This is a genomic window from Mucilaginibacter conchicola (genome assembly GCF_003432115.1).
Taxonomy (GTDB): Bacteria; Bacteroidota; Bacteroidia; order Sphingobacteriales; family Sphingobacteriaceae; genus Mucilaginibacter; species Mucilaginibacter conchicola.
In genome coordinates, this window is the sequence record NZ_QWDC01000005.1 from 64,159 (window position 1) to 88,074 (window position 23,916).

General features: G+C 43.2%; 19 protein-coding genes. 8 read left to right on the forward strand and 11 right to left on the reverse strand.

Annotation, left to right across the window (positions count from 1 at the left end):
- Nucleotides 1–145: 145 nt before the first annotated feature.
- The 3 genes from D0C36_RS22905 to D0C36_RS22915 are packed head-to-tail and all read right to left on the reverse strand — an operon-like array spanning nucleotide 146 to nucleotide 3,641.
- On the reverse strand, nucleotides 146–1,498 hold the full coding sequence (locus D0C36_RS22905; RefSeq protein ID WP_117394061.1) for a serine hydrolase domain-containing protein: 1,353 nt from the start codon (nucleotides 1,496–1,498) through the stop codon (nucleotides 146–148).
- 10 nt (nucleotides 1,499–1,508) lie between these two features.
- On the reverse strand, nucleotides 1,509–2,204 hold the full coding sequence (locus D0C36_RS22910; RefSeq protein ID WP_117394062.1) for a LytR/AlgR family response regulator transcription factor: 696 nt from the start codon (nucleotides 2,202–2,204) through the stop codon (nucleotides 1,509–1,511).
- 3 nt (nucleotides 2,205–2,207) lie between these two features.
- A complete protein-coding gene (locus D0C36_RS22915) occupies nucleotides 2,208–3,641 on the reverse strand; it encodes a sensor histidine kinase (RefSeq protein ID WP_117394063.1) in 1,434 nt (477 codons plus the stop codon).
- Between the two features lie 783 nt (nucleotides 3,642–4,424).
- On the opposite strand from D0C36_RS22915, the gene D0C36_RS22925 reads away from it, so the two are divergent.
- Nucleotides 4,425–5,798, forward strand: coding sequence for an alpha/beta hydrolase (locus tag D0C36_RS22925; protein WP_117394065.1), 1,374 nt, complete (start codon nucleotides 4,425–4,427; stop codon nucleotides 5,796–5,798).
- On the opposite strand, the gene D0C36_RS22930 is transcribed toward D0C36_RS22925, so the two are convergent.
- The 4 genes from D0C36_RS22930 to D0C36_RS22945 all read right to left on the reverse strand — a co-directional run bounded on the left by D0C36_RS22930 (nucleotide 5,795) and on the right by D0C36_RS22945 (nucleotide 12,251).
- A complete protein-coding gene (locus D0C36_RS22930) occupies nucleotides 5,795–6,793 on the reverse strand; it encodes a response regulator (RefSeq protein WP_117394066.1) in 999 nt (332 codons plus the stop codon). The two genes, D0C36_RS22925 and D0C36_RS22930, sit on opposite strands and share 4 nt — an antisense overlap.
- Nucleotides 6,771–7,232 carry a response regulator gene (locus tag D0C36_RS22935; RefSeq protein WP_117394067.1) on the reverse strand — a complete coding sequence of 154 codons (462 nt, stop codon included), beginning with the start codon at nucleotides 7,230–7,232 and terminating at the stop codon, nucleotides 6,771–6,773. The genes D0C36_RS22930 and D0C36_RS22935 overlap by 23 nt, the downstream gene beginning before the upstream one ends.
- Nucleotides 7,229–10,744 carry a hypothetical protein gene (locus D0C36_RS22940; RefSeq protein WP_117394068.1) on the reverse strand — a complete coding sequence of 1,172 codons (3,516 nt, stop codon included), beginning with the start codon at nucleotides 10,742–10,744 and terminating at the stop codon, nucleotides 7,229–7,231. The genes D0C36_RS22935 and D0C36_RS22940 overlap by 4 nt, the downstream gene beginning before the upstream one ends.
- A gap of 685 nt (nucleotides 10,745–11,429) precedes the next feature.
- The gene (locus tag D0C36_RS22945) at nucleotides 11,430–12,251 is read right to left on the reverse strand and encodes a hypothetical protein (RefSeq protein WP_117394069.1); all 822 of its coding nucleotides are present in this window, start codon (nucleotides 12,249–12,251) and stop codon (nucleotides 11,430–11,432) included.
- 1,227 nt (nucleotides 12,252–13,478) lie between these two features.
- On the opposite strand from D0C36_RS22945, the gene D0C36_RS22950 reads away from it, so the two are divergent.
- The gene (locus tag D0C36_RS22950) at nucleotides 13,479–13,958 is read left to right on the forward strand and encodes a hypothetical protein (RefSeq protein ID WP_117394070.1); all 480 of its coding nucleotides are present in this window, start codon (nucleotides 13,479–13,481) and stop codon (nucleotides 13,956–13,958) included.
- Between the two features lie 41 nt (nucleotides 13,959–13,999).
- On the opposite strand, the gene D0C36_RS22955 is transcribed toward D0C36_RS22950, so the two are convergent.
- A complete protein-coding gene (locus D0C36_RS22955; RefSeq protein ID WP_117394071.1) occupies nucleotides 14,000–14,794 on the reverse strand; it encodes a hypothetical protein in 795 nt (264 codons plus the stop codon).
- A 390-nt stretch (nucleotides 14,795–15,184) separates the two neighbouring features.
- On the opposite strand from D0C36_RS22955, the gene D0C36_RS24640 reads away from it, so the two are divergent.
- Nucleotides 15,185–15,346, forward strand: coding sequence for a hypothetical protein (locus tag D0C36_RS24640; RefSeq protein WP_158557184.1), 162 nt, complete (start codon nucleotides 15,185–15,187; stop codon nucleotides 15,344–15,346).
- Nucleotides 15,347–15,451: 105 nt separating this feature from the next.
- Here D0C36_RS24640 and D0C36_RS22960 read toward each other — a convergent pair whose 3' ends face one another.
- Nucleotides 15,452–15,694, reverse strand: coding sequence for a helix-turn-helix domain-containing protein (locus D0C36_RS22960; protein WP_117394072.1), 243 nt, complete (start codon nucleotides 15,692–15,694; stop codon nucleotides 15,452–15,454).
- A gap of 348 nt (nucleotides 15,695–16,042) precedes the next feature.
- Between D0C36_RS22960 and D0C36_RS22965 the strand changes: the two genes are divergently transcribed.
- From D0C36_RS22965 to D0C36_RS22980, 4 genes are all read left to right on the forward strand, one after another.
- On the forward strand, nucleotides 16,043–16,309 hold the full coding sequence (locus tag D0C36_RS22965; RefSeq protein WP_117394073.1) for a hypothetical protein: 267 nt from the start codon (nucleotides 16,043–16,045) through the stop codon (nucleotides 16,307–16,309).
- 146 nt (nucleotides 16,310–16,455) lie between these two features.
- Nucleotides 16,456–17,802: a TlpA family protein disulfide reductase gene (locus D0C36_RS22970; protein ID WP_117394074.1), complete on the forward strand. Its 1,347-nt coding sequence runs from the start codon at nucleotides 16,456–16,458 to the stop codon at nucleotides 17,800–17,802.
- Nucleotides 17,799–21,014: a SusC/RagA family TonB-linked outer membrane protein gene (locus tag D0C36_RS22975; RefSeq protein ID WP_117394075.1), complete on the forward strand. Its 3,216-nt coding sequence runs from the start codon at nucleotides 17,799–17,801 to the stop codon at nucleotides 21,012–21,014. Before D0C36_RS22970 ends, D0C36_RS22975 begins: the two co-directional genes overlap by 4 nt.
- Nucleotides 21,015–21,024: 10 nt before the next feature.
- Entirely contained in the window at nucleotides 21,025–22,395 is a 1,371-nt protein-coding gene (locus D0C36_RS22980; protein ID WP_117394076.1) for a RagB/SusD family nutrient uptake outer membrane protein, read from the forward strand.
- A gap of 41 nt (nucleotides 22,396–22,436) precedes the next feature.
- Here D0C36_RS22980 and D0C36_RS22985 read toward each other — a convergent pair whose 3' ends face one another.
- Nucleotides 22,437–22,733 (reverse strand): DUF6520 family protein, encoded by a 297-nt coding sequence (locus tag D0C36_RS22985; RefSeq protein WP_147322088.1) that lies wholly within the window; start codon nucleotides 22,731–22,733, stop codon nucleotides 22,437–22,439.
- Nucleotides 22,734–22,874: 141 nt separating this feature from the next.
- Nucleotides 22,875–23,315 (reverse strand): MauE/DoxX family redox-associated membrane protein, encoded by a 441-nt coding sequence (locus D0C36_RS22990; protein ID WP_117394078.1) that lies wholly within the window; start codon nucleotides 23,313–23,315, stop codon nucleotides 22,875–22,877.
- Between the two features lie 234 nt (nucleotides 23,316–23,549).
- Between D0C36_RS22990 and D0C36_RS22995 the strand changes: the two genes are divergently transcribed.
- Nucleotides 23,550–23,858, forward strand: a complete 309-nt coding sequence (locus D0C36_RS22995) for a hypothetical protein (protein ID WP_117394079.1) — start codon at nucleotides 23,550–23,552, stop codon at nucleotides 23,856–23,858.
- The last annotated feature ends 58 nt before the right edge of the window (nucleotides 23,859–23,916 follow it).

Genomic DNA, 23,916 nt, shown 5'->3' on the forward strand with positions numbered 1-23,916 from the left:
TATCATTTTTCCCTTTACCTACTCATTCTATAAAAAGGATTGCTGTAACGCAAAAACGGTTACCCCCCATCCATCAACATATCACATGCATCTTGCAAACAGTGTTGGGCATTCTGCTACAGTCATCTTTATCGTTCAGGTATCTCTATTTTACCCTATCGGCAAGATGTGTGTCTCCGTTTATTTTAAGAATCATTTGTTGCACATTTTTGACTTTATCCTCCTTGAATTCGATTTCGATTCCTTGCTGGTCTTTGATAAAAAAATGCCTACCATCAATTGCTGCTAAAACCGACCTTGGCCCTTGATATGGGTAGGCTACAAGTTCGCCGTTCTCCAGCTTTATTTCGATCTTTAGCGAACGTTTACGCTCCAGATAATTTCCGGCAAAGTGTTGAAGTATTTGCGCAGGAAGGATAACAGCCTGCTTTTTCCGTGGAACAGTGTAGGGCTGCTCATAAAGTAGTGCAAGGATGGATCTCGTCAATTCATTCAGGGCAGGTGTTTCGGTATTGCTAAGCAAGATCACACATATATCATCCTCCGGAATGCGGGCGAAGTTGCTTCGGAAGCCAAATACTCCTCCGCTATGCGAAACCATTTTTTTACCGTAAAGCGAATCGACGATCCATCCATATCCATAATGATCTTTGCCCGGCGTATAAGCAAGTTTTAGGCTTTCATTACTGATGATCGCAGATTGTTGCAAACCCCTGTGCCATTTATACAGGTCATTAACCGTACTGTAAATGCTGCCGGCAGATAAAGTGACGGAAGAATCGATCAATGGGGCGATCATTGTGTACTCATTGCCGGTGCCCGGATCGTAATATCCCTTTGCGGCACTTAGCGAATCTAAGTGGATGAAATCAAATCCGCTCTGCGTCATATTCAGCGGTTGGAAAATATAATTTCGTATCGCCTGCTGGTAGGTAAGTCCGGTAACCTTTCTGATGATATATCCGAGTAACTGATAGCCCGAGTTGGAATACTTCCATCCTTTTCCGGGCTCGAATTCCAGCGGTTGATGCTCGAATAGCGCCATCATCTCCTTTTCACTTGCCGGTTTACCGGAGCGTTCGTGCATAAAGTCGCCATCCTCCGTGTAATTATAAATGCCAGAAGTATGCGTTAACAGTTGCCTGATGGTAATGCCTTCCCCACGAGGATATGCCGGATAATACTTGCTTAACCGGTCGTCAAGTGAGAGCTTTTTCTCTTCCGCAAGTTTTAGTATCAATGCGGCTGTGAATGTTTTCGTAACTGAAGCGATTTCGAATACTGTAGCCGGACTATTCGGAATTTGCGCGCGTATATTCTGTAAACCAAATCCCTTTTCCAGCAGCACCTCCCCGTTCTTTGCGACGAACGCTGTTCCGGTGAACTCATGAATTAAAGCATAAGCCGAAACGAGTTCATCAAGCTTTTGAGGTATAGTTTGGGCATGGGCCGCACAGGCCGGCACCAGCGCCAGCAGTAACATGATGATCTTTTTCATATTGATTTTATTAACTTTTCAGGTATTGTTGTATATCGTGGGCGAAGACCTCTCCTATCGGTAATGCCTTATCCTTTAACCATACTGTTTGCTTATCTACCTTGGTGATGATAGATTTTGCGACCAAGTAAGACCGGTGTATTCTCAAAAAGTTTTCCTTCGGCAGGAGATCAGCCGTTTCGTTCATGGTTAACCGAGAAACCACTTTGCCATTTGTGCAAATGAATTGAACGTAATTGCCAAGGCTTTCAATGTAGAGTATGTCATCCAGAATAACTTTGACTTGTTCATAACCGCTTTTAACGAACAAGCTTTTCCTGAAGGCTGTTGGCCGGGTGCTTTCCGACCTTAGGACATGCAGGTCTGCAGCTTTACTGCAAGCCTTAAGTAACCTGGCAAACGAAAAAGGCTTTAACAAATAATCTACCGCATCCAGTTCGAAGCATTGCACTGCATATTCACTGTAAGCTGTCGTGAAGATAACCATGACCGGCTTACTCAGGGAGTTAACGAAGTCAATTCCGGTAATATCCGGCATCCGAATGTCCAGAAATATCAGATCGATCTTTTCGCTGTGCAAATATCCTATAGCCTCGGTTGGCCTGGTGAAGGTTGCTGCCAGACGCACAAAAGGAATTTGTTCGCAAAGAATAGTTATCGCTTTAAGCGCAAGCGGTTCATCATCAATTGCTATAGCAGTAAGCATAACTCAATTTTTCAGGTTCAAGGTTAAAGTTACAGTAAAAGTATTTGCTTCGGCACCATACTGCAGATGGTGTTCACCCGGATAAAGTAAGGATAGTCGATCGCAAACATTCTGCAGACCTATTCCCCTGCGTTTTCTTTCCGGATCGTTTTCTAAAGGGCTGTGCAGGCTGTTCGCGATCTGAAAGTATAATTTACCCGCACGAACGTTCAAAACGAGATTGATCCATGACGGAACCTCTTGCCGTATGCCATGCTTAAATGCATTCTCTATGAAGGGAATCAGCAGCATCGGGGCGATCAATTCCTCATCGTGCCCCTCTTTGATATCGATGGTTATTGTAAGTCTATCTGAATCCGTAAAACGTAAACGCTGCAGATCTGTATAATTACGAAGGTAAGTTAGCTCAGTTTGCAAAGGGATCCGGTCCTGCTGATTGTCTTCGAGCATAAAACGCATCATATCCCCTAGTTGCTGGATTCCTGTTGCTGTATTGATCGACCCGTCCTGAAGCGCCATGGCATATAGTGCGTTCAATGCGTTAAACAGGAAGTGCGGGTTGATCTGCATTTTCAGTGCGCCAAGATTCGCTTGTGACGCCGCCAGATCATAACGCATAGCACTAAACTCTGACAACAAATCTTTTTTATTACGATATGTAAGCCAGATCAGCGGTATAATGATGAGCAGTACAAACAAAAACCATCCAATGACCAACTTGAATTGCCAATATTCCCCTAAAAACAGTGAGAAAATAATGACGATCAGGAATGTAACAGCCAGGATCTTACTAATAAATTCCCTTGAACGCCAGCCAACTGACATCTGGAATGGAAAAAGGTAATAGTAACACGCGAGCCCAATTGCAATCGTAGACGGAACTAAGGCGAAATAGTAATGATAATATATCCCATCGAACAGACCAAGGATAGAAGCTCCAAATGGAATAGCCAATACACCAAATGCGAAGGCAGTAATCCGATTGACCACAAGTGTGTAAAACGCTTTTCGTATACCACTTTCCTCGATCCTTTGAATGATCCATTCACGGAATAACGCATAGACCAAATACAATGCGATCAGCAATATTGAAACCGCCCATCCACCGAAAGCGTTAAACAAAGGCTGCGGATGGTACCCTATCGTTAACGGAAAGCCTCCCGGAAAGTAAAATTTATGATCGCTGTAAAAAGAAAGAAGGTTTATTCCCGGGCCAAGGAGGTAACTGAGCAGCAGTAATTGCAGAACTGCTGTACACACCCTGACCCGATGTCGACTTGTAGCCATCGGAATAATCAACTTGTTCAACCAGAACCAGGCTAATAAAAACAATAGTACCGAAATGCCGGCAAGCTGCAATTTTACGATTACCAGTACAGCAGCACCGACCACCAGTAACATCTCATAGTATTTCCATCTAACTTTCATTGTCGTCATACCACAAGATTACAACAACGACCTATTAAGTTTTAGAAAAAGTGATGAAACCGGAAATTATGTGACCAAGACGGCATTTCTCCTAACATAAAGTTCACATTTAGTGCGGCACTTGATTTTATATTAAAACTAATATTAGGCAATAGACGACGGCTTTTCAAGGAAACACTGGACCTGGCCTATAAAAAGTCATTGACATATATAATGCTTTTGCAGAAAGGCTTGCTTGTAAACCAGAATGTATGTTTAGAAAACAAACGAAAGTTATCATTCCGGTACTACCTCAAAGTCCTGCTTAAGAATACTGAGTATTTATTTAGTTTTGAGGTTACCTTAATGGGGTATAATGTGCCATGAAAAAATTTTGTAATGTATTCCTATCACTAGTTTTTTTCGCCTATAGTTCTTATGGGCAAAACACCAAACTCTCGGGCCAGGTTTTAGACAGTACTACTCATTTGGCTATCAATAATGTCACGGTAAGGCTTGAAACGGCCAAATCGACGATACGGATGAAACAGGGCATTTTCATTTTAAAAAATCGGCTGGGCAAACGCTAGTGATTTCAGCAGTGGCAACAAGCGGGAGGTGGTTTCTAGTAGCGGGCAAACTATGCTGTTTGCAAAATTTATCAATAACGTATATAAAAGGCCGAAGATGCTACGAATCAAGAGTATGTATGTCAAGCCGAAGGAGTTAATAAATGCGGCATTGAAATATACTTTTATACCCGCAATTATGTAGATTTGAGTTAACGCTCTACAAACACCTTAACTTTCTAAAATGACAATTGGACGAATTAAAATTAGCATTATTTGTGAAGATGCCGAGCTCGAGTCCATACTTTTAGATGGTCTTCAAATAAGAGATAATAGTATCCATTACGAAGATAAGAATACAATCAACTTCGTACAAGATATTGAACAAGATCACTTTGAATTGAATCTTAAAATATCGGGGAATGTGGGCGGAATAATAGTTGTGATTATCGAGAGGCTGGCCGAAAGTTTATTTTCACAAACAAGTATAAACCTCTTGAGAAATGGTCAAACTGAAAGACTGTTTCAGTTCAATCTGCAAAGCTTTACAAAAGAATTTTTAAAAGACCAAAGATTTAGGGATGAAAAGAACTTCGGCGTTGAAGAACGCTCAATCGTTAAAACGATAAAGTCCCCGAATTATCAGACAGTCGTATGGTTTGGAACTAATAGAGCTGTCAGGAACAATGCATTCGTTGCCCACTCTGTATTTGAGTCAGGTGCTGATTCTCTTTCGCTCGGCCAATGTAGAGTTAATATTCCGGGAAGGCATAAGATCGGAGAACTTAACCGACCCTCCTGGTGGAAATTAGAATTCGTAGAAAATCACGACAAGCATTTTGCGATTTTGGAAACCAAATTTTTAACACAAGATGACTTTTTAAATGGTGTTTTATCTAAACTAAGCGAATCGTCCGAGCAAGACGCATTTATATTTATTCACGGATTCAATACGTCCTTCAACGATGGTATATTAAGAACAGCACAATTGGCTTTTGATTTGGGATTCAAGGGGGCACCGATATTTTACAGTTGGCCATCCCATGCTAATCTATTAAATTATCCAGAAGATGAGGGAATAGTACACGCATCAACAGAACAATTTGTTTCATTTTTAAAATTACTAGGGCCAATTATTAAAAATAAAAAAGTTCACATTATAGCCCATAGTATGGGTAATAGACTTGTATCTTTTGCAATTAACAAACTCGATAAGGAGTCATTTTTTGAAGGGCAGGTGTTTAATCAAATTGTTTTAGCTGCTCCTGATCTAGACGCACAACAGTTTTTAGACGAATATGCCAACGCTATAACTACTGTAGCTAAAAGAATTACCCTATATGCATCCTCCAGTGATACGGCGCTAAAAATATCCAGAAATATACACTCTTCGATGATCAGGCTTGGGGAATCAGGCGGTCTTATAACATGTTTTGAAGGTATCGATACGATTGACGCCAGTAAAACGGATCCGTCATTCTTAGGGCATGGATATTATTCCGATACTGCCGCTTTGATAAATGATATATATCAATTATTCAGGTTCAATTTCAATCCAGCACTTCGAAATTTAATACCCAATAATGAAGCACAGGAGCTTTATTGGACTTTTCGTTAGTTAACCAAATTTCCCTTAAACCATAATTGTGGATTTGTAACCTGATGAGGATGGGATTTTTGTAACGAGGCTATCCCAAGTTGAAATGCGACTGGAATCGATGTCAGTTCACCGATTCCTTGATAAAAACCTTGCGAAAAGCTTTCAGCATAGTTGTCAACAGTAGAATTTGTCATTCCTATAACGTAAAGGTTATTCAGCGACAAAGACTTCGCCTGTTGGGCAGAATAACAAGTATTAAGAATAATGCATGACGTTTTCAAACCGTCCACCTTTAATAATGATTCTAATGTTTCAAGCGGCACGTAATCGCAATTACCGTTTTCATCTTCCATTGCAATGCCCTCTCCGTCACCGTGACCAGAAAGATGAAGTATTTCCGGTTTGTGGCTAATTATTTCACGGACTAGATTAGTATACATTCCACCACTTTTAGATACGATAGTGAACTTATCACGATGGGTAGCCATTCGAATTGTATCCTCTATTTTGCGAAGTTCTGTACCTACATTTAATCCTCTTAAATTTTTAGGAGACGAAGCCAATAAAACTATTTTTCGTAAAATGCTGATTCCAGTTTGAGGCTTACTGTATTGGATACGATTGGCAATTGTCTCTTCCCAATCCGATTGATTCAAATGCAATGAAATTAATACCCAACCTTCGCGCTCGAAAAATCGAATCGCTTCCGGCCTTATAGGGTTTTCCGCTGTGTTGCCAATGATGTATTTTGGACGAGTGATGGCTGGTCTTCTGGTGATTTCTTTTATCACGTTTAAGCCTGCCAACGGTTTGACGTCTTCTCCATGTCTAACAGGAAGATTCAAGTCAAGAATCATCAAATCAATGTGCGATTGTTCTTGAAGTAAGAATACCGCCTGACTAACGTTATTTACAGACAATATTATCGGTTTATCTGGAGACATTGCTTCCTGAATCACCAACGATATCCTTTGGATTTTTATATCCTGATCATCGACAATTAGGAATACCATTCATCATTGACTTAATAAATTCACACAATTCTTCCACCCATTCAGTTCTTTTGGCGGCGTAAGTAATATAGCCCCGGTAGAGAGTGGGATAAGTCGTTTTAAGTTCAGCGTCTAAATCTTTCATTGAAACCGTGCCATCAAATTCATTGTATTGTGTAATAACTTTAACAACGGCAGTTTTACCGTATCTCCGCATTTCTTTTAAAATATTGCTACCTCCAAAACCTTTAGGTTTACCGCTGAAGTTACCGTTAATCTGGTCATATGTTGGCAAGCTCATATCTAATAGGATAAAGTCAAAAGGATAATTAAATATTGCATTTAACCCATTTTGATAGGAACTTTCCAAAGAAAGATTCACTCCAGGACATTTCTCATTGATAATATCAATTATTTTGTTCGCTTTAGTTTGATCGTCTTCTACAAGTAATCCGTTCATGCAAAGAAATTGTTGGTTTTAAATTCAATTTTTACTTCAAATCTTCGCTTATCCTCCGAATAATCCGGCAATACGTTGTACTCTTCCTTTCTGTCCAAATCCACTGAAAGGTTCTTACACAATTTGATAAAGCCTGACCCCTTTTCGAAGGCCACATCGGTTCCATTTTGATATCTTGATATCTTTCCTTTTGCGTCAGAAACGTCGTGTTGCATTTGTTTTTCGTCCTTTTGTTCAGAAACGTTATTTCCGACCTGGATGATCAATCTTTCCTTCAGTTCATCTTCGTAAATATCTATGCCGATATTTAGCCTGCCATCAGTTATGTCTTTGTTTTTGCTAAGGATATTTTCGAAAATATTGATAAACAAATCGCCGAGCGGTTCGAAATAACGGCCCTTGATATCATTGTTACACTTGATCTCGATATTAGGTTTATTGACTATTAAAGCATCAGCGTAAATTTGATTTATATAATTTACAATTGTTTCGGTTATTAAAGATATAGGAAAGCGTTCGATGTATTTGTTTTTACTGATCCTGAACCAGTTTTCAATTTTTGTTGTAACTACTTGAATTTCTGTAGTACAAGTTAGAATTTCATGATTTATTAGACCATAATCTCCCTTATTCAGATTCAATGACTCTATTTGCTTGTCAAGGGCGTGTAGTGACGCAACGAATTTATCCGACAAAATCTGGGCGATTCGGGGTCTGAGAGCAGAAAGACAATTTTCAAGCCTTTCAAACAATATTTTAAAAAGCTCAGAGATAAAATCATCAAAATTTGTCAGCCTGCCTATCCTATTGCGATAAAGATCAAATAATTCTTTATCTGAGAAAAAAAAGTCAAATGAGGCATTTTCTGGTTTGACTTCGCTGTCATTTATAACTAACCAGCTTAAAGCATCTTCGATAATGATGTCCACATTTGAAGAGAAGCTTTTTAAAATCGACTGAAGATCACCACTATCGAGTGTGTTTTCCAGCTTATCGTTCCAATAACGAACTTCTTGGTATTGGTTTGAATTGCTTTCTTTTGAGCTTACTAAATGATATTTTTCAAACACTGTTCGCAGAACATTGGAAAAGGTACCGTGTCTAATCCGCATGCTTAAGAACCCCTTAAACCCGTAATCTTCGTCTTTTATGAAAAAATCTCTTAAAAAACCAAATATGCTTAGGTAATATGAATATTTTATTAAAGGTACTGAAACAGCGTTTTCATCTAATTCATGATCATATGTCTCATCTAGTGAATTTAGTCGTTCGATTTCGATTGGGGTCTTAAAGAAATATACAGAATCAATGGGGGTGATTGATTGATCAGTATTCAATTTTAAACCCGTTAAGTGCAACTGGTTAATATCATTTAGCGAATCATAAGCCGCGTACAACTCCTTAAAGTGAGTAAGACGAGTTCTCAATATTCCAGCTTCGTCTACGTAAATTCGACTCTCATGAATTTGAAGCAGTCCTTTTCTCAAGCTTACATTTTGGGCGATTGTGCGAATCTCTTTATTGTATAGCTCTACTTTTTCAGAATTATTTCCTTTTAGATAATTAAGGATTTTTATGCGCTCTTCTTCCAATAATTCGATGGTTTTAAAGAATGGAGAATCTTCAAGATTTTCCATGACACAGCATTTTTCTAAAAAATACTGAAAATATTTAGAAGGGTTTTCGCCATGTTGAGCAATTAATTCTGATGGCTTAAATAAACCGAAAGCAACTAAGTGATTTGCTATAGCGTCATAGATAACTGACTGTGGTTGTCGATACAATTCCAACATTATAGGAATCGAAAGATTATGTGAAAAAGTGGTTTCGAATGGATCTTGTAAACGAGAAAAAATTGAAGGTACTCCCAAGTATTCTAAAACAAAGCCCCGCTCAAAGAAGTCTTCGACAATAATATCAGCAGCCTTTCCTAACTCGTTCAATAATGCATAAGCTTTAACAATATTCCGTTTAAGCCAACTCCTCATATATTCGGTATGAATTACGCTGGTATTAGTTGCGATTGATAGAAGAAACTCCAATGCTTCTGAATATCTTTTTTTCTTCATCAAATATCCAACTGCGATTTTCGCAGATAAGTAGTTACTGGCTGGCTGAATATACCCTTCGATGCATCTAATTAAATATTGTTCTGCTCTATGCGGGATTTTTTGAAGAAGGGCAATAAGTTTTTCGTCGTTTTTAAAGACCTTAAAAGAGTTATATCGAAGTACTGCTGAATTAAGAAATGATATCAATTGTACCGTTTGTGATATCGCAATATTGTATTCATTGTAAATAAATTCCAGAATGTGCGTAGAAAACTCAAAATGCGCGGTCATGAAAAATCTTTTTAATAATTTTTCTCGTGCCGCGAGGTAATTAGGCCCTTTTTGTAATACTTCCTCCATCAATTCTAAAATTTCCTTTACGTGATAGTGAGGGAATTCTATGTTTGATACGTGATTATTACTTGCGATTATTGCCTGTACATAAGGAACATAGAGTTCACTATATTCAGGATGTTTACTTAAAACGCTAAAGCAATGTTCCGTTGCCTCTTTGTACTTTCTTTCAACAAGTTTGTCCTGTAGATCACGAAAATTCGACCGGTCGGTAAAGTCAATGTTTTGGTTTTTTCCATACAGTGCGCGAAAGTTCGTCCAAAATATATCCTTAGAGTTTGCGAACTGAACAACACACGTGTCAACGATCTTCAACTTGATTTCTTCATCAATAGTTACATCCGCCAAGATTATTGGTAATATGCGTTTTAAAGTTTGATAACGGTCTACAACTGAGAAATCGCTATCAAAACCGATGATGAACGGATAGTTTTTTATTTGATGATCAAAATTGAAGTTGTCAAATTTGAAAAAGATGTAATCAATGTAGTGCGCGGAAGCGATAGGATCGTAAAGTCGAGTGTGTTGTTCGATTGAACCTTCGTATTGTAAACTGGAAACATTTTGATCTATACGATACCTAGTCAAATTCATCAGTATCAATAGCTTCATCGACGCTTGATTGCTATTTAAATACGATAATAATTTATGATTCGCCTGATTATCTCCTCTTATTTCATTGATATAGTATTCGCAAAGTAGAGAATGAAATGAATGGCCAAGCACGGCGTCCATTTTATCTAATATCTCAAAGCATCTTTCAAAATCACCACTCAGGACAAGATGTTCAAGCTCTGCGTTCAATTTTAAAAAATTGTTGATTTCACCGCGATGCTGACGCAATGTTTCAATGAGAAAATAAAACTCTTCCAACAAATCTGGATTTTCCTTGGTAAAAGACGAATGTTTACCAATAATCAGATGACTTGATGGCTTCGGAAAGCTGTAAGCGTAGTTATAGTATAAGCCAGAAAATTTACTTAAGATGAAGGCGCGATCTTTTTCTGAAAAATTATATTTTAGAAATGCGTGAAATGCCAAAGGCTCGTGTTTTCCCTTGCGGACGTCGTCGATGAATATCTTGCGATCAGTTTTAGATTTAGCCATTGTCTTGCGAATTGCAACTTTCTATGATAATAGGATTGCTTCTTTGACCAATATAAGAAAAGTATAACATTGCCCGCAACTCATATTCGAGGCTTTCTCTTGAATGCTGTATCCATGATCGGAACCTAACCAAATATCTATTACCAAAAAGAACCGTTTTCGTAGATATCGCACCCACCGTTTTTAAGAACTCATCACCTTTGTAATATCACCCCAATAATGTAGGTCTGGATAGGCATTTCTCTGGACGTCCCATCGTTCCCGTCAAAAGCTTGACTCATATGACAAGTTACACTATTAATTAGACCGCTTTCCAATACGACATACTATCCTCAGCCAGAGTTGTCCGATCTAACCTGCAAATAACAAACGGCACTCGAACAAAGAAAGTTATTATTTAATGCCCGACCGAGTTGCTTTACCCATTTGTCATTTATAATCGTCGCGTTAAAGATACAGTAAAAGGCCCGCAGCACTGCGAGACTTGGAACGAAAAGCTTGGGCCAAAAGCAGTCCCCATTATAGTTGGGAATGTTACATAGCCTGCGCTACGCCCGGCAATCCCCACCTTAAAAACGGTGTATTCGATAGCGGGTAGAAGAACAGATGTCAAAAAAATGGCACCTAGCTTAACTAAGTGATCTTTTCCAGTTTAAGGCAAATCCTATTGAAGTGTGTAGTTCACTTATTGAACAGGATAATTAGTATAATCTACACCAACAACTTTTATCCGAGGATTGTTAGCTTCACCTGCGCGTTTAAGAAGGTCTTGCATCTTTGCAACCCTGTTCTTTGGCACTTCATACCGGAGCGTCGCTTTTGGATTCTGTCTGAGTGCCTCCGCTGCCCTGGTGATCTGCTTGATCGATTTTGGGAAAGTTGTAATATTTAGCTTACGGTCAACAAAGTTCATTGGGCCATCTTCACTGTCGAACTTTATTACGTTCCTGCCATCCTGATCGGCATTAGTATAGTCGAGCGTCGGCACAACCTTCAATCGAGAACCGTTTGCTGTAGAATATGAGCCTTCTGCGTGATTCTCATAAACAGCATGCTTCTTTTTAGAGGTAGACGAATTCTCAGTTGTGGTTCCGCCCCCCTGGTTCACTTCAGCGTAGCCGCCAACATACTCCACGACTATGCTTGTCGGATCAGTGGTAATAGCCGTTTCCTTTTTTGGCTTTAATGCGCCTCCAATGCCTGCGCGGTTCACGGTGGTCGTTTGAAAAGTGACGAGTACGGAAGTCCCATCCTCATTAAATTTGGCAGACTGGTATTTTAATAAGTTTTCAGCGTTAGAACCTGGCATACGATAAACATCAAACCAACGCTTGCCAGCATCAAAAATCGATCTGGAAGTGTCATTCCCATCAGGTGTTTGTATGATAAAAATTGGCCTGCCGGGCGGATGTTGGGCATGAAGCTGAGCAATCGATAAACTAAAGAAGATAAATGTAACAGCCAGAAGGCGGCAGAGATATTTTGGGGAAATGCTTAGGTTTTTCATTTACTGTGCGTCAGGCGACTGAAAAAATCGCTGGCGATGTTCAAATCTAAGATTTTTAATTTAAAAGAAAATATGATTTATCTCACAATCTGAACCTTACAACTTTAAAAGGGTGGTAAAAAAACTGGACGAGTATTTAAAAGGTTGAGATTTCAAAGTTAAGTCTTCATTTTGTGTAGGCAAAATGACCACATATTTTTTTAACACACCAACCCCTGTGTGTTAATAATTAGAGACGGTCAGTAATCAAATAAAGCATTGAAATAAAGTATCTTTGTGTTGATCGGCGAGAGCGGAGAACAAAAAAGCCAGTCCTGGCAGACTGGCTCTTTAAAAAGTCGTTAAACTGTTTTCATTGTCAATGGGAACAAAGATAGCGAGATTTGTATAATTAAATATACTTAATTAAAATATTTAATTAAGTATATATTACAGTCGAACTGATTAAAGCGTTACTTCCAATGGTCAAACTGTTTAATGGACCAGATAGTGACATTAATGGCGTTATTCGTCGTGTACAAGGCACTTACGGATAACAAAAAAAAGTAAAGAAAAGCCCCTATTATTGGGGCTTTTCTTGTGGGCTACATCTTGAACAAGCGGAATAGCCCTCACTGATTCTTCCCTTTTGCTAATTGATATTTGAGTTCTCCGTAGGTATTTGCGCCATCAGTTATACCTCGTACCCAAACTTATGTAAATATTTGATTATGAATTACATGCATTATAGCTGCGTTAATAATGTTTGTATGTTGAAAACTTAATGAAGAGAATTTTAGATTAAGGTATTGGCATCAGTTATCTTTGAAGTACCTGACAGGCAGGAAAAAGAAATGCCGGATGTATCCAGCACCCGGCACTCTTGAAAGTGTGATTTGTTACATCACTAAGTACTATCAAAAGTAATAGTATAAACGCAAATAGGTATAACCAAAATACGTTTATTTTTTAACATTACAGGGTAGGATGTTAACAACGCTTTCGCTTCAGGCCTTAAAAAGCGGGTTTTCAAACAATGAGTGAGCTAAATCACTTTTTGGAGCTGGTAATAGTTTTACAAGCTCTGAGGATCGCTGGAAGGCCCAGTGACCACCGACCTAAACAGCTTAACAGCTAATGGTCATTAACCGTCAAAAAAAAAGCCCCTTTTAAGGGGCTTTTTTTTTAGTCCATCATTAATAAAATTTATTGCTGCGTTTTAGTATTTTAGAGATTAAGCAATTTCGTATGAAAAGAGAAAAATTCATATACAACCTTAATATAGCAGTAACAATATTCGTATTGTTTTTAACATGGCTTTGTGCCGCAGTATTAGTTTGTTACTACCTGATAGATTACAAAAAGGACACTATAGCGGTATCGAATGTTGGATTTGCAGCTTTTTTAGCTTTGGCTTCTATAAGTTTTAATTGGGCTAAAACTTTCGACAGTTCTGACGACCAGCAGGCGGATATTATCGAAAAACTCAACTTGGCCGCATCTAAAGCGATTATGGCTGCAATATGTTTTGTAGGTGCCTCTTTAGCCAAGTATATTGTTATCAAAGGCAATGAAATAGGTCATAATATTATATCAGACACGGAGTTTTTAAAAGTAATACTTTATCTCGGTTGCGTTGTTACGTTTAATGTGGCATTCTCTTTAGCGGTGGATGTTATAACTCGGCTGGGGGTTATTTATATTAGGGCGTTGCAAATTTTCAAATGAATTATCTTGCTTACGATGTCAAAAAGTGGGTAATAATTGACCTATTTACTTTTGGCATTCTTTTTTGCCATTCTTTTAAATTTAACATAATCCTGGTTAAATTGTACCAAATCTCCCAGTGAGTACACCTTCGCCTTCCCATTAATTTTATCGTAAAAAATAGCGTAGTTACGAGTTTTACCAATATACCTGAGATCATTTGTGCTTACAACGGTGTCGGATTTAGTAACCATTGTTGTTACGGCTGGTACTGGGTCAGTAAATGTCCTCGCTTGTATCTCAACTGTAGGCATTATAAAAACAAAAATTGTCAGAGCCCAAATTGATATTGACGTTTGTATGCTTTCTTGCTGCTCATCTGCACCGTATCTGGCCTGCCTATAAATTGCCTTAATACTTGCCCATACCGTTTGAAAACCATGAATAAATAAAGCAACGCAAACGATAACGCACAGAAGAAAACCAACAGTAGTTCTGATAAACATTAATGCATCTTCACTCAGATCACCATAGTAACAGAAATACCTAAGGATAAAAGTTATTTCCGCTGCCAAAAAACAAGTTCTGGCAACGAAATGATAGTAATGATACTGCACTTTATCAACTTTGCCAGCCTTCTCCAAGAAAACAAATACCACGATACAAATACCTACTAAAACATACTGCGCTGTTGAAATAGGTAACCAAATCGTCAAAAGCTCTGTTACATCTATGAAAGTTAAAATGTTAATTCCGTAACCAGCATAATATAGTGAAATTGATAATAAGCCTAATGCAAAGTAGCCAGTTGTTATCAATATCCAATTTTTGTTTAGACGTTCAAGGTTCTCGCTCATAGAGATAAGGTTATTTGAGTTAAATATAACAATTCGATTTGACACAAAAACTCAGATTTTATTTGCATTTATAACCTGATCATCAATAGCCTTTCCCAAAGCATACCACATTTCCTTTTTGGACATATAAACATTAAAGAGTGTTAAGCCATCCAGCATTCAATCTCCATATTGAGACTTCGTTATATAGTGGTGTTTTTTTATTCTTGAATGTAAACCAGTACTACGGGCCGGTCTTTGTATTAACCACACTCACACGAGATGTGCGCATAATGCCCCGGTAGAGATAGGTGATCTTAAATCTTTCGCTGTTGTAACTCATAAACTGGCATGTTAAAATAGGGAACTATTATACTAAATATATTAGCAATTATGTGCGCCCTAATTTCTATGTCAAGCAGGCTCGGTCACCAGGTAATGACCACCATACTTTCAGACAATCTCAGCAATAGCGGCCAAAAGCACGCTAAAGGGATGTTTACGGGTAACCGTAATCACAAGATCGCCTGCCGCCTGTACTATCACTTTTCCATAACAGAACCAATAATGTAATTCATAAATCCCTCAGTCGTTCTCACAGCGTTAAGGATTGCAGTGAAAAGCCCACAGCGTAGCGAGGACTTGCAACGTAAAGCCTGGGCCAAAGGCAACGCCCAATTATTCTTTAACGCTTGGTTTAAAATCAAGTAGTTCTTTTGGCTCGACACCTAAACCTTTCGCTAACTCAAATATTGTGGAAAGCTGAACATCGAATTTACCGTTTTCAATCTTAGAAATGTTGCTTTCATTAAGCTCACACCGGTAATCAACTTCTAACAAACTATAACCCTTATTCATCCTGATTTTTTTCAGGTGAATACCGAAATCACTTTTTAAGGTAGAATGATCTTTTTTGGCCATGGTTTGATAGGGCCAATCTGTCAGAAAAAATTTTAGTTAACACGGTAGAGTATTACCGTAAATAATATTAAATTAGTATATTTGGATAAAGCGTCATTTAACACATGATGAATAATATGGTTAAATAGTACTTTTGCGATATCCTTCATAAAGAATAAAGGCATTCGCACTTTAGATCTCGTCTTAGAAAACTGGTAATTTAAAGGGAACGAGAAATAAGTGGAATGCTCACGCTATAGGCGTGGGCTCACTTGTTTGTTCCCGGGTATACCAGTACCTCTAAGACAATAAGTTGGGTTCCACGCCTTCTTTTTTGAACCAGGCCTCCACCCGACTTTACAAAACAGTATGGGAACCACGACCAAAACCCTTCACGGCAAAAAGCTGCTCAGCGCTTCAGAAGCGCTGGACCTGTTCTTCTGCGACATTGCGGATGAGCGGGTCAAAGCCGAGCTGTACAAGTGGTTCTTCTTCGGCGTTACCGGTAAAGGCAACACCCTGCACCATCTGCCTCCTGAGCAGCTTGCCTTGTTCGCCGATAAACTTCAGGACCTGGTCGTTGCCCTGTACGCCTTCCAAACCGAACAAAGAAAGGAGGAGACGCATGAACCCTAATGCATGTTATCAGTGGTCTCTGGTCATTTGCCCACCGGATTGATCCGCCCGTGATGGCAACCCCGGTCAGTTAATAGTTATGCCTCGTCAGGGGTTGCCATTGCCTTTTATTGTCCTTTCCATTTACTAAACAAACTAAGTTCCCCATGAAAAAAATCACGACACTGATCGTACTGGCAGCGCTTTGCCTTAACTTTCCATTATATGCACAATTTTATGGCGGGGTGATCAAACCCGTCAAGACCGGTGAGACCGTTCCTGACCTGTCCTTCCCGCTCCTTTCCAACAACATCGTCAAATCCGCCAGGCTCTCCGACTACCGGGGCAAGCTGGTGATCCTGGATTTCTGGGCGACCTGGTGTGCCCCCTGTGTGATGATGATCCCGAAAATGGACAGCCTGCAGAAGCAATTTGCAGGCAAAGTGGTCTTTATCCCCGTGAGCTCACAGCCACAGGCAACCGTGACCACCTTTATGAAAAAACTGAACCAGCAGAAAGGTAAACATTATGACTTCCCGGAAGCCACCGGCGACACCACACTGGTGCAAATGTTCCCGCACAGTTTCCTGCCCCATTATGTTTGGATCGACCAAGAGGGTGTGGTCCGCTCCTTCACCGAGTTCCAGGATGTCAATGCGGCCAACATCAGCAAATTCCTGGAAAGCAGGGTACCGGAGATGAAGCAAAAAATTGATGCAAAACCCATGGCATATATCGACTCCATTCCTTTCCTGATGAATGGCAACGGCGGTGACGGATCAGACCTGCTTTACCACTCCGTACTGACCCCTTATAAACCAGGACTTGGCCTGGGTATCCTGCAAACCCCGGAAAAAGATGGCGGATTCCGCATCCTCGGAAGAAATATGAACCCGCTACAATTAATGGCGATCGCCGGCGGGGATAAGGGACGCCTGTATTACATGGACCTGGATGAGATCAAACTTGATGTCGCGGACACGGCTAAGATCAACTCCAACGCTATCGGCCAGGAATATGACGAGTGGCTGGCCAATGGCCATGGTTATTGTTATGAACTAAAAGTCCCCGCTTCGATGAAACGGCACGTTTTTGAGATCATGCGTGCCGAGATCCAAAAGTTCTTCCCCGATTACACGGTGAGTTTCGTACCCAGGGAAAAGCCCTGTATGGTTTTGGAAAGCACGGGCGACCACGCCAGAATGAAACCCAAAGGCGGCACGCCTGCCACTGCGATGGACCGGTTCGGCGCTACGCTAACCAACCGTCCGCTTCGTTTTCTTGTCGCAGCAGCGAACATGAAGCAGGTCACTAAACTGCCCTGGGTGGACCGCACAGGATACAAAGAGCCGGTCACGCTGACGATCAGGAACGGTTTTGATAACCTCGACAAGTTGAATAAAGAACTGGCGGTATATGGCCTGACACTGAAACCAGGCACACAAACCGTTAACGAGATGCATGTCAGTGATAAAAAAGAAGCGGCATCAACCCAAACAACGCCGTCAAGATGAAAAAGAGCATCATTACCTTGAGCCTGATGCTCTTTTCGCTAATGGCTTCGGCCCAGTACACGATCAGCGGCAGGGTGCTCAGCAAGGGGGATGACAGCCCCTTGCAGGGTGCATCTGTTATGATCAAAGCAGGCAATACCGGCGTAACGGCCGGAGAGAACGGGCAGTTCAATCTTAAAGCAAGCGGCCGAATCACCCTTTTGGTCACCTACACCGGCTATCAGCCATACGAAATGGTCATCAACTCCGCACCCGACCATGAGCTGCTCATCCGGCTGGAACAGATCGCCAACGAATTAAAAGAGGTGATCGTGTCCACGGGTTACCAGGAGCTTCCGAAGGAACGGGCGACCGGCTCCTTCGTCCAGGTCGACAGACAGTTACTGAACCGGAGCGTCAGTACGGATATCATCAGCCGCCTGGCCGATGTTGTCCCCGGGCTGACCTTTAACCGTATCGGCAACAAGGCGAATGAGCAGACATCCATCTCGATCAGGGGGCAAAGCACCCTGTTCGCCAAAACCTCACCGCTGATCGTGGTAGACAATTATCCGTACGAAGGCGATGTCAGCAACATCAATCCTAATGACGTGGAGAGTGTTACGGTCCTCAAAGATGCAGCGGCAGCCTCTATCTGGGGCACCCGTGCCGGAAACGGCGTGATCGTGATCACGACCAAAAAAGGCCGGTTCGACGAGCCCGTCAAAGTGTCTTTTAACAGCAACCTCAGCCTAAGCGCCAAACCCGATCTCTTTTACACGCCCGTGATGAGCACATCGGATTTCATAGCAACAGAAAGAACGTTGTTCGCGAACGGCTATTACAAGAACCAGGAAAACAGTTTCAATAAAGTCGCGCTGACACCCGTGGTCGAGCTGCTGATCGCGCAGCGGGACGGCAAGATGACTTCAGCCCAGGCGGATGCTGCCATCAGCCGGTTAGAGGCCAACGATGTCCGCAAAGACATCAGCAAATATCTGTACCGGACGGGGACCAGCCAGCAATACAGCCTGAGCCTGAGCGGCGGCAGCAATATCCAGCGGTTCTATGTCTCCGGCGGCTATGATGATAACCGTTCCACATCGAACGGCAACGGCTATCGCCGCTACACGCTCGATGCCAACAATACCTATAGTCTGCTGAACAGGAAACTAACGATCGGAACGGGTATTTTCGCGACGCTGTCCACCACTCTTCAAAATGCCTTGCCCGCCAGTGCACTGAACTATGCCCCCGGAAAAAGCATCTACCCATACGCCCAACTGGCGGATGCGAACGGGACAGCATTGGCCCTGCCGCACACCTACCGTTCGGCTCTGATCCAAACCGCGGCGTCACAAGGCCTGCTCGACTGGAACTATACCCCGCTCGATGAGTTGCATGCCATGGACCAGCGCACGGGCGCTGCGGACTATCGCTTCAATTTTGACAGCAGGTACCAGATCATGCCGGGGCTGAATGCCAGCATTCTTTATCAATACAATCGGGTAACGACCGATTACCGGAACAACCAGGGCCTGGCCTCCTGGTACACGCGGGACCAGATCAACCGGCTGACCACCGTCAATACCGACGGGTCACTGAACCGCCCGATCCCGGAGGGCGGCATCCTTGATGAACGCAGCAGTCTTTCGAACAGTCATACGGTCAGGGGACAACTGAGCTTTGAAAGAAACTTTCCAATCGACCATCAGTTGAATATGATCGCTGGCGCAGAATTACGGGACATCCACAGTACGGGATCAACGACCCGCTTTTACGGCTATGATCCCGAGCATGCCGCCAGCCAGCCGGTGGACTACATCAGCGCGTTCGGGACGTATATCAACCCTGCATCGAAGAGCACCCGTATCCAGAATTTTGACGGTCATACCGATCTGACCGACCGGTTCATCTCCTATTATACGAATGCCGGGTACACCTTGCACAAACGTTACCTGTTATCGGGAAGTGCGAGACTTGATCAGAGTAACCTGTTCGGTGTGTCAACCAACCAAAAGGGCGTCCCGTTATACTCGGCCGGTTTCAGCTGGAAACTTTCCGAAGAACCCTTTTACAAAGTTACCTGGCTGCCCAACCTGACGATGCGTATCACCCATGGCACCAGCGGCAATATCGACAAGACGCTGTCTGCCTACACGACGGCCATCTACTTCAGTGCAGCGAATAATTTCCTGGGTGTCCCTTACGCCAGGATCCAGAACCCGCCCAACCCGCAACTGCGTTGGGAGCGGGTTCGCACCACGGACCTGGGCCTGGATTTTTCCTCCCCCGATGAGCGCCTGAGCGGGTCGGTAGACCTTTACATCAAAAAAGGCAGTGATTTGATCGGCGACGCGCCGCTGGCGCCACAGACCGGACTGGTCCAGTTCCGCGGCAATACAGCATCGACCCAAACGAAAGGTGTGGACATCAGCCTGACGAGCCGGAATCTTACCGGGCCGTTCCAATGGTCGACCACGTTCCTGTTCACCAAACTCAATGAAAAAGTGACCGGCTACGCCTTAAGTTCCACTGCTATCGCCCGCGATTATCTTTCTGCTGCTTACAGTGCAAGCCCTGCGACCGGCAGGCCGCTTTATGCCATTTACAGTTACGAATGGGCGGGGCTGGACCCGAAAACGGGAGACCCGCAGGGTTACCTGAACGGCCAGGTCAGTAAAGATTATGCGGCCATCATCAATTCCGCTACGCTGCAGACCATCAAATACAACGGGCCTGCCAGACCGACCACCTATGGTGCCTTGCGAAATACCTTCGGCTACAAACAGTTCAGTCTTTCCGCCAATATCACCTATCGTTTCGGTTATTATACAAGGCGCTCATCGGTGCAGTATAATACCGTCTTGTCCGGTCTCGGCGGCCACGGGGATTATGCGCTGCGCTGGCAGGCGCCGGGTGACGAGGCCCACACCAGCATCCCGTCACAACCGGCGACCATCAATGGCAACCGGGACAACTTCTATACCTATTCATCCGTGCTGGTACAAAAAGGCGATAACATCCGTCTTCAGGATGTCAACCTCGGTTACGACCTAAGGGGGGCCTCACTGAAAAGACTGCCTTTCAAAGGCCTGCATTTCTACATATACGCCAATAATCTCGGCCTGCTGTGGAAAGCGGCGAAGAACGACCTTGACCCCGATGCGGTGAACGGAGACATTCTTCCCTTACCGAGGACCATCGCCTTTGGCATCAAAGCAGACCTTTAACCCTTAAATCATGAAAAAAATGACCCGATATTTTGCCGTTCTTCTCCTGATGACGGGCGGCTGCACCAAAGATTACCTTGACAAACGTTCCGACCAGTCCCTGCTCGTTCCGGGCACGGTCGCAGATTACCAAAAATTGATGGATGCCTCTGTGGCGGGTAACCTCAATACCGTTCCGGGGCTGAACGAGATCGCCTCAGATAACTACACAGCTGATGATGCGACGCTGACCGGACTTGATGCGATCGAACGGAACAGCTACTTGTGGGCGAAGGACGTTTACCAGGGCGCTGCTGTCAACGACTGGAATCAACCCTACAGCGGGATCTTTACCTGCAACGTCGTGCTTGCGGGGATAGACCAGGCAGACCCGTCCAAAGGTAGCCTGGCGAAAGCGGTCAAGGGCGCCGCATATTTTCACCGTGCGACAGCCTTTTACTCCCTTTTGCAGGAATTTGCTGCGCCCTACAGCGCGGCCACTGCTGCCAGCCTGCCGGGGCTGCCGGTACGTACTACGCCGGATGTCAACGTGATCGCCGGGCGCGGGACGCTCGAACAAAGTTATCAGCAGGTCATCAGTGATCTGAAAGCCGCTGCGGATCTGCTACCGGAAACGGGCACAATCAAGAACAGGCCGGTAAAAGCGGCGGCTTTTGCCATGCTCGCCCGAACCTATCAGAGTATGTCAGACCATGCACGAGCGCTGGATTACGCGACGAAGGCATTGGCCCTGAACCATCAACTGATCGACTATAACACATTGGAAGCCTCAGGCTATGACAGCCCTTTTCCACTGATCTTTCCTAATGGCAATCCCGAAGCGCTTGTCTTCGGGAACCTTGTCGGTTATTCCTTCTTTATTGAGCCGGGCGTATTCGCAGACCCGATCCTTTATGGCAGCTACGCAGAGGATGACCTGCGGAAGAGCCTGTTCTTTGCTGACCAGGGATATGGCGGCTTTAGTTACCTGGGTACGTATACCGGAGACTTCAGCTCGCTGTTCGGCGGCCCTGCTACAGACGAGCTGTACCTGATCCGTGCTGAGAGTTATGCGCGTGCCGGTAATACTACCGCCGCGCTGAAAGACCTGAACGACCTGTTGGTGACCCGGTGGAAAACAGGGACATTCGTGCCGTTCAAAGCAAATACATCCGAAGACGCCCTGCCCGTCATTTTGGAAGAAAGGAGAAAGGAACTGATCGGAAGGGGCCTGCGCTGGACCGACCTGCGGCGCCTGAACCTCGAAGAACGGTTCAAGACGACCATCAGCAAACTCAGCAACGGCGAGACCATCGAACTTTTGCCGGGTGATAAGCGGTATGTTTTCCCCATCCCGGATGAAGAGGTCAACCGGAGCGGGATCCCGCAAAATGAGCGATAAAAAAAAAGGCGCCGTGTTAATTACACGGCGCCTTTTGTTATTTAGTTAGGGCGATAGCCCGATTGCACAGATGTAGCATTGGCTACGTTATCCTCGTAAGAATGCTCGTTCGGATTATAGCCGTCAGCAAAAGTGGCGGTACAGATCTTGGTAGCGCTTAAACAAGATGCGGTAGGCGCTCCCTGTACCCAGGTGTTGCTGGTTTCTTTTGTCGCAGCGGTTGCGATCCTGCGGTAAACGACAGAGAACTTTTTAGGTTCAGCGGGTTTGAATGCAAATGCTGCAGAAATACCCAATACCATTGCTAAAAGCGCCATATTAATTTTCATTCTGTTCATGATAGCGAATGCTTTATTGGATCAAAAAACATTCAGAAAAACTTTAAGTTAAAAAAAATGATGATCGCTTACTCTGTTTGCAGGTTTTCAGCTTATCCTGTGATCCCTGACCATCCCTGATGACCCGGGTCCTGTTGCAGTTTATCCGGCCGCTTCCCTCCTTCCCCTGCTTGTGAAATATATTGCGATAAGGTTCAACAGCAAAAAGACCAGGTTAAAAAACAAATGCGCGGTCCATCCCAACGACCTGAGAACGCCGCCACAGGAGCAGGGCACCCGATCGTAGAACCCGGCCACGACAAGACCGATGTATCCGGTGAACAAGATCAGTAAGCCCAATGACAAGAGCAGTCCTGCTTTCCGGGTACGGGGAAAGCAAAGTAAAAAGCTGACGACGACCTCTGTTGCCGGCAGTGTTCGGATCAGCAACGCCGCCAGGCCTTTCGGGATAGACTGGTTATACATTTGCTCTTCGAACTTTGACCAGTCCGCCAGCTTGCTGAATGCCGTGTAACAATACAAAAGGATCAGCAAAAAGCAGATAATATCGGTAATACGGGCCTGGGTTCTTTTATCTTCCATGATCGGGTGCGTTCGATGACAAAAGAACTTGTTTAGAGAAAGCAGAAACAGTTACAGATCGGTTACAGCAACCAGCAGCATCTCCGCGTGAAAAAATGAAAAATCAAATTAAAAATATTGACTATCTTCACGTTGAAGCAGTATTGCCGGGGAAAAAGCATCTTTTTGCAGCACATTTACCGGCAACCCTCTACTCCCTTTAGTTGTATAGGTAATTAATCAAACACTCTTACCATGAAACTGACCGTCCATTACGAGTATGATGACCACCGCTTTTTTCCAAAAGATCATCGTGGTGAGACCTTTATTAAATTCGAGAACCCGCCGTTCGTACCCGCAACAGGCGACAAGGTTCATATACGGCTGGAGGAATTCCTCGATGACCCTCAAGTGATCCAGGCCTACAACGACTATGCGGAAGGCAAGGTTTTCTATGCGGAGCGGGTACATACCTTTATCGGCAGGGAAGAAACCGAGGTGATCATTGTCCTGCATGAGGAAACCGAGTTCAGGAAAGCTTTCCCGGCATTGGTCCAACCCTGAAACATTCCCCTTCGAACTGCAGGCAGAGTTTAGAACAGGTACTCTCCAGGGTTACAAA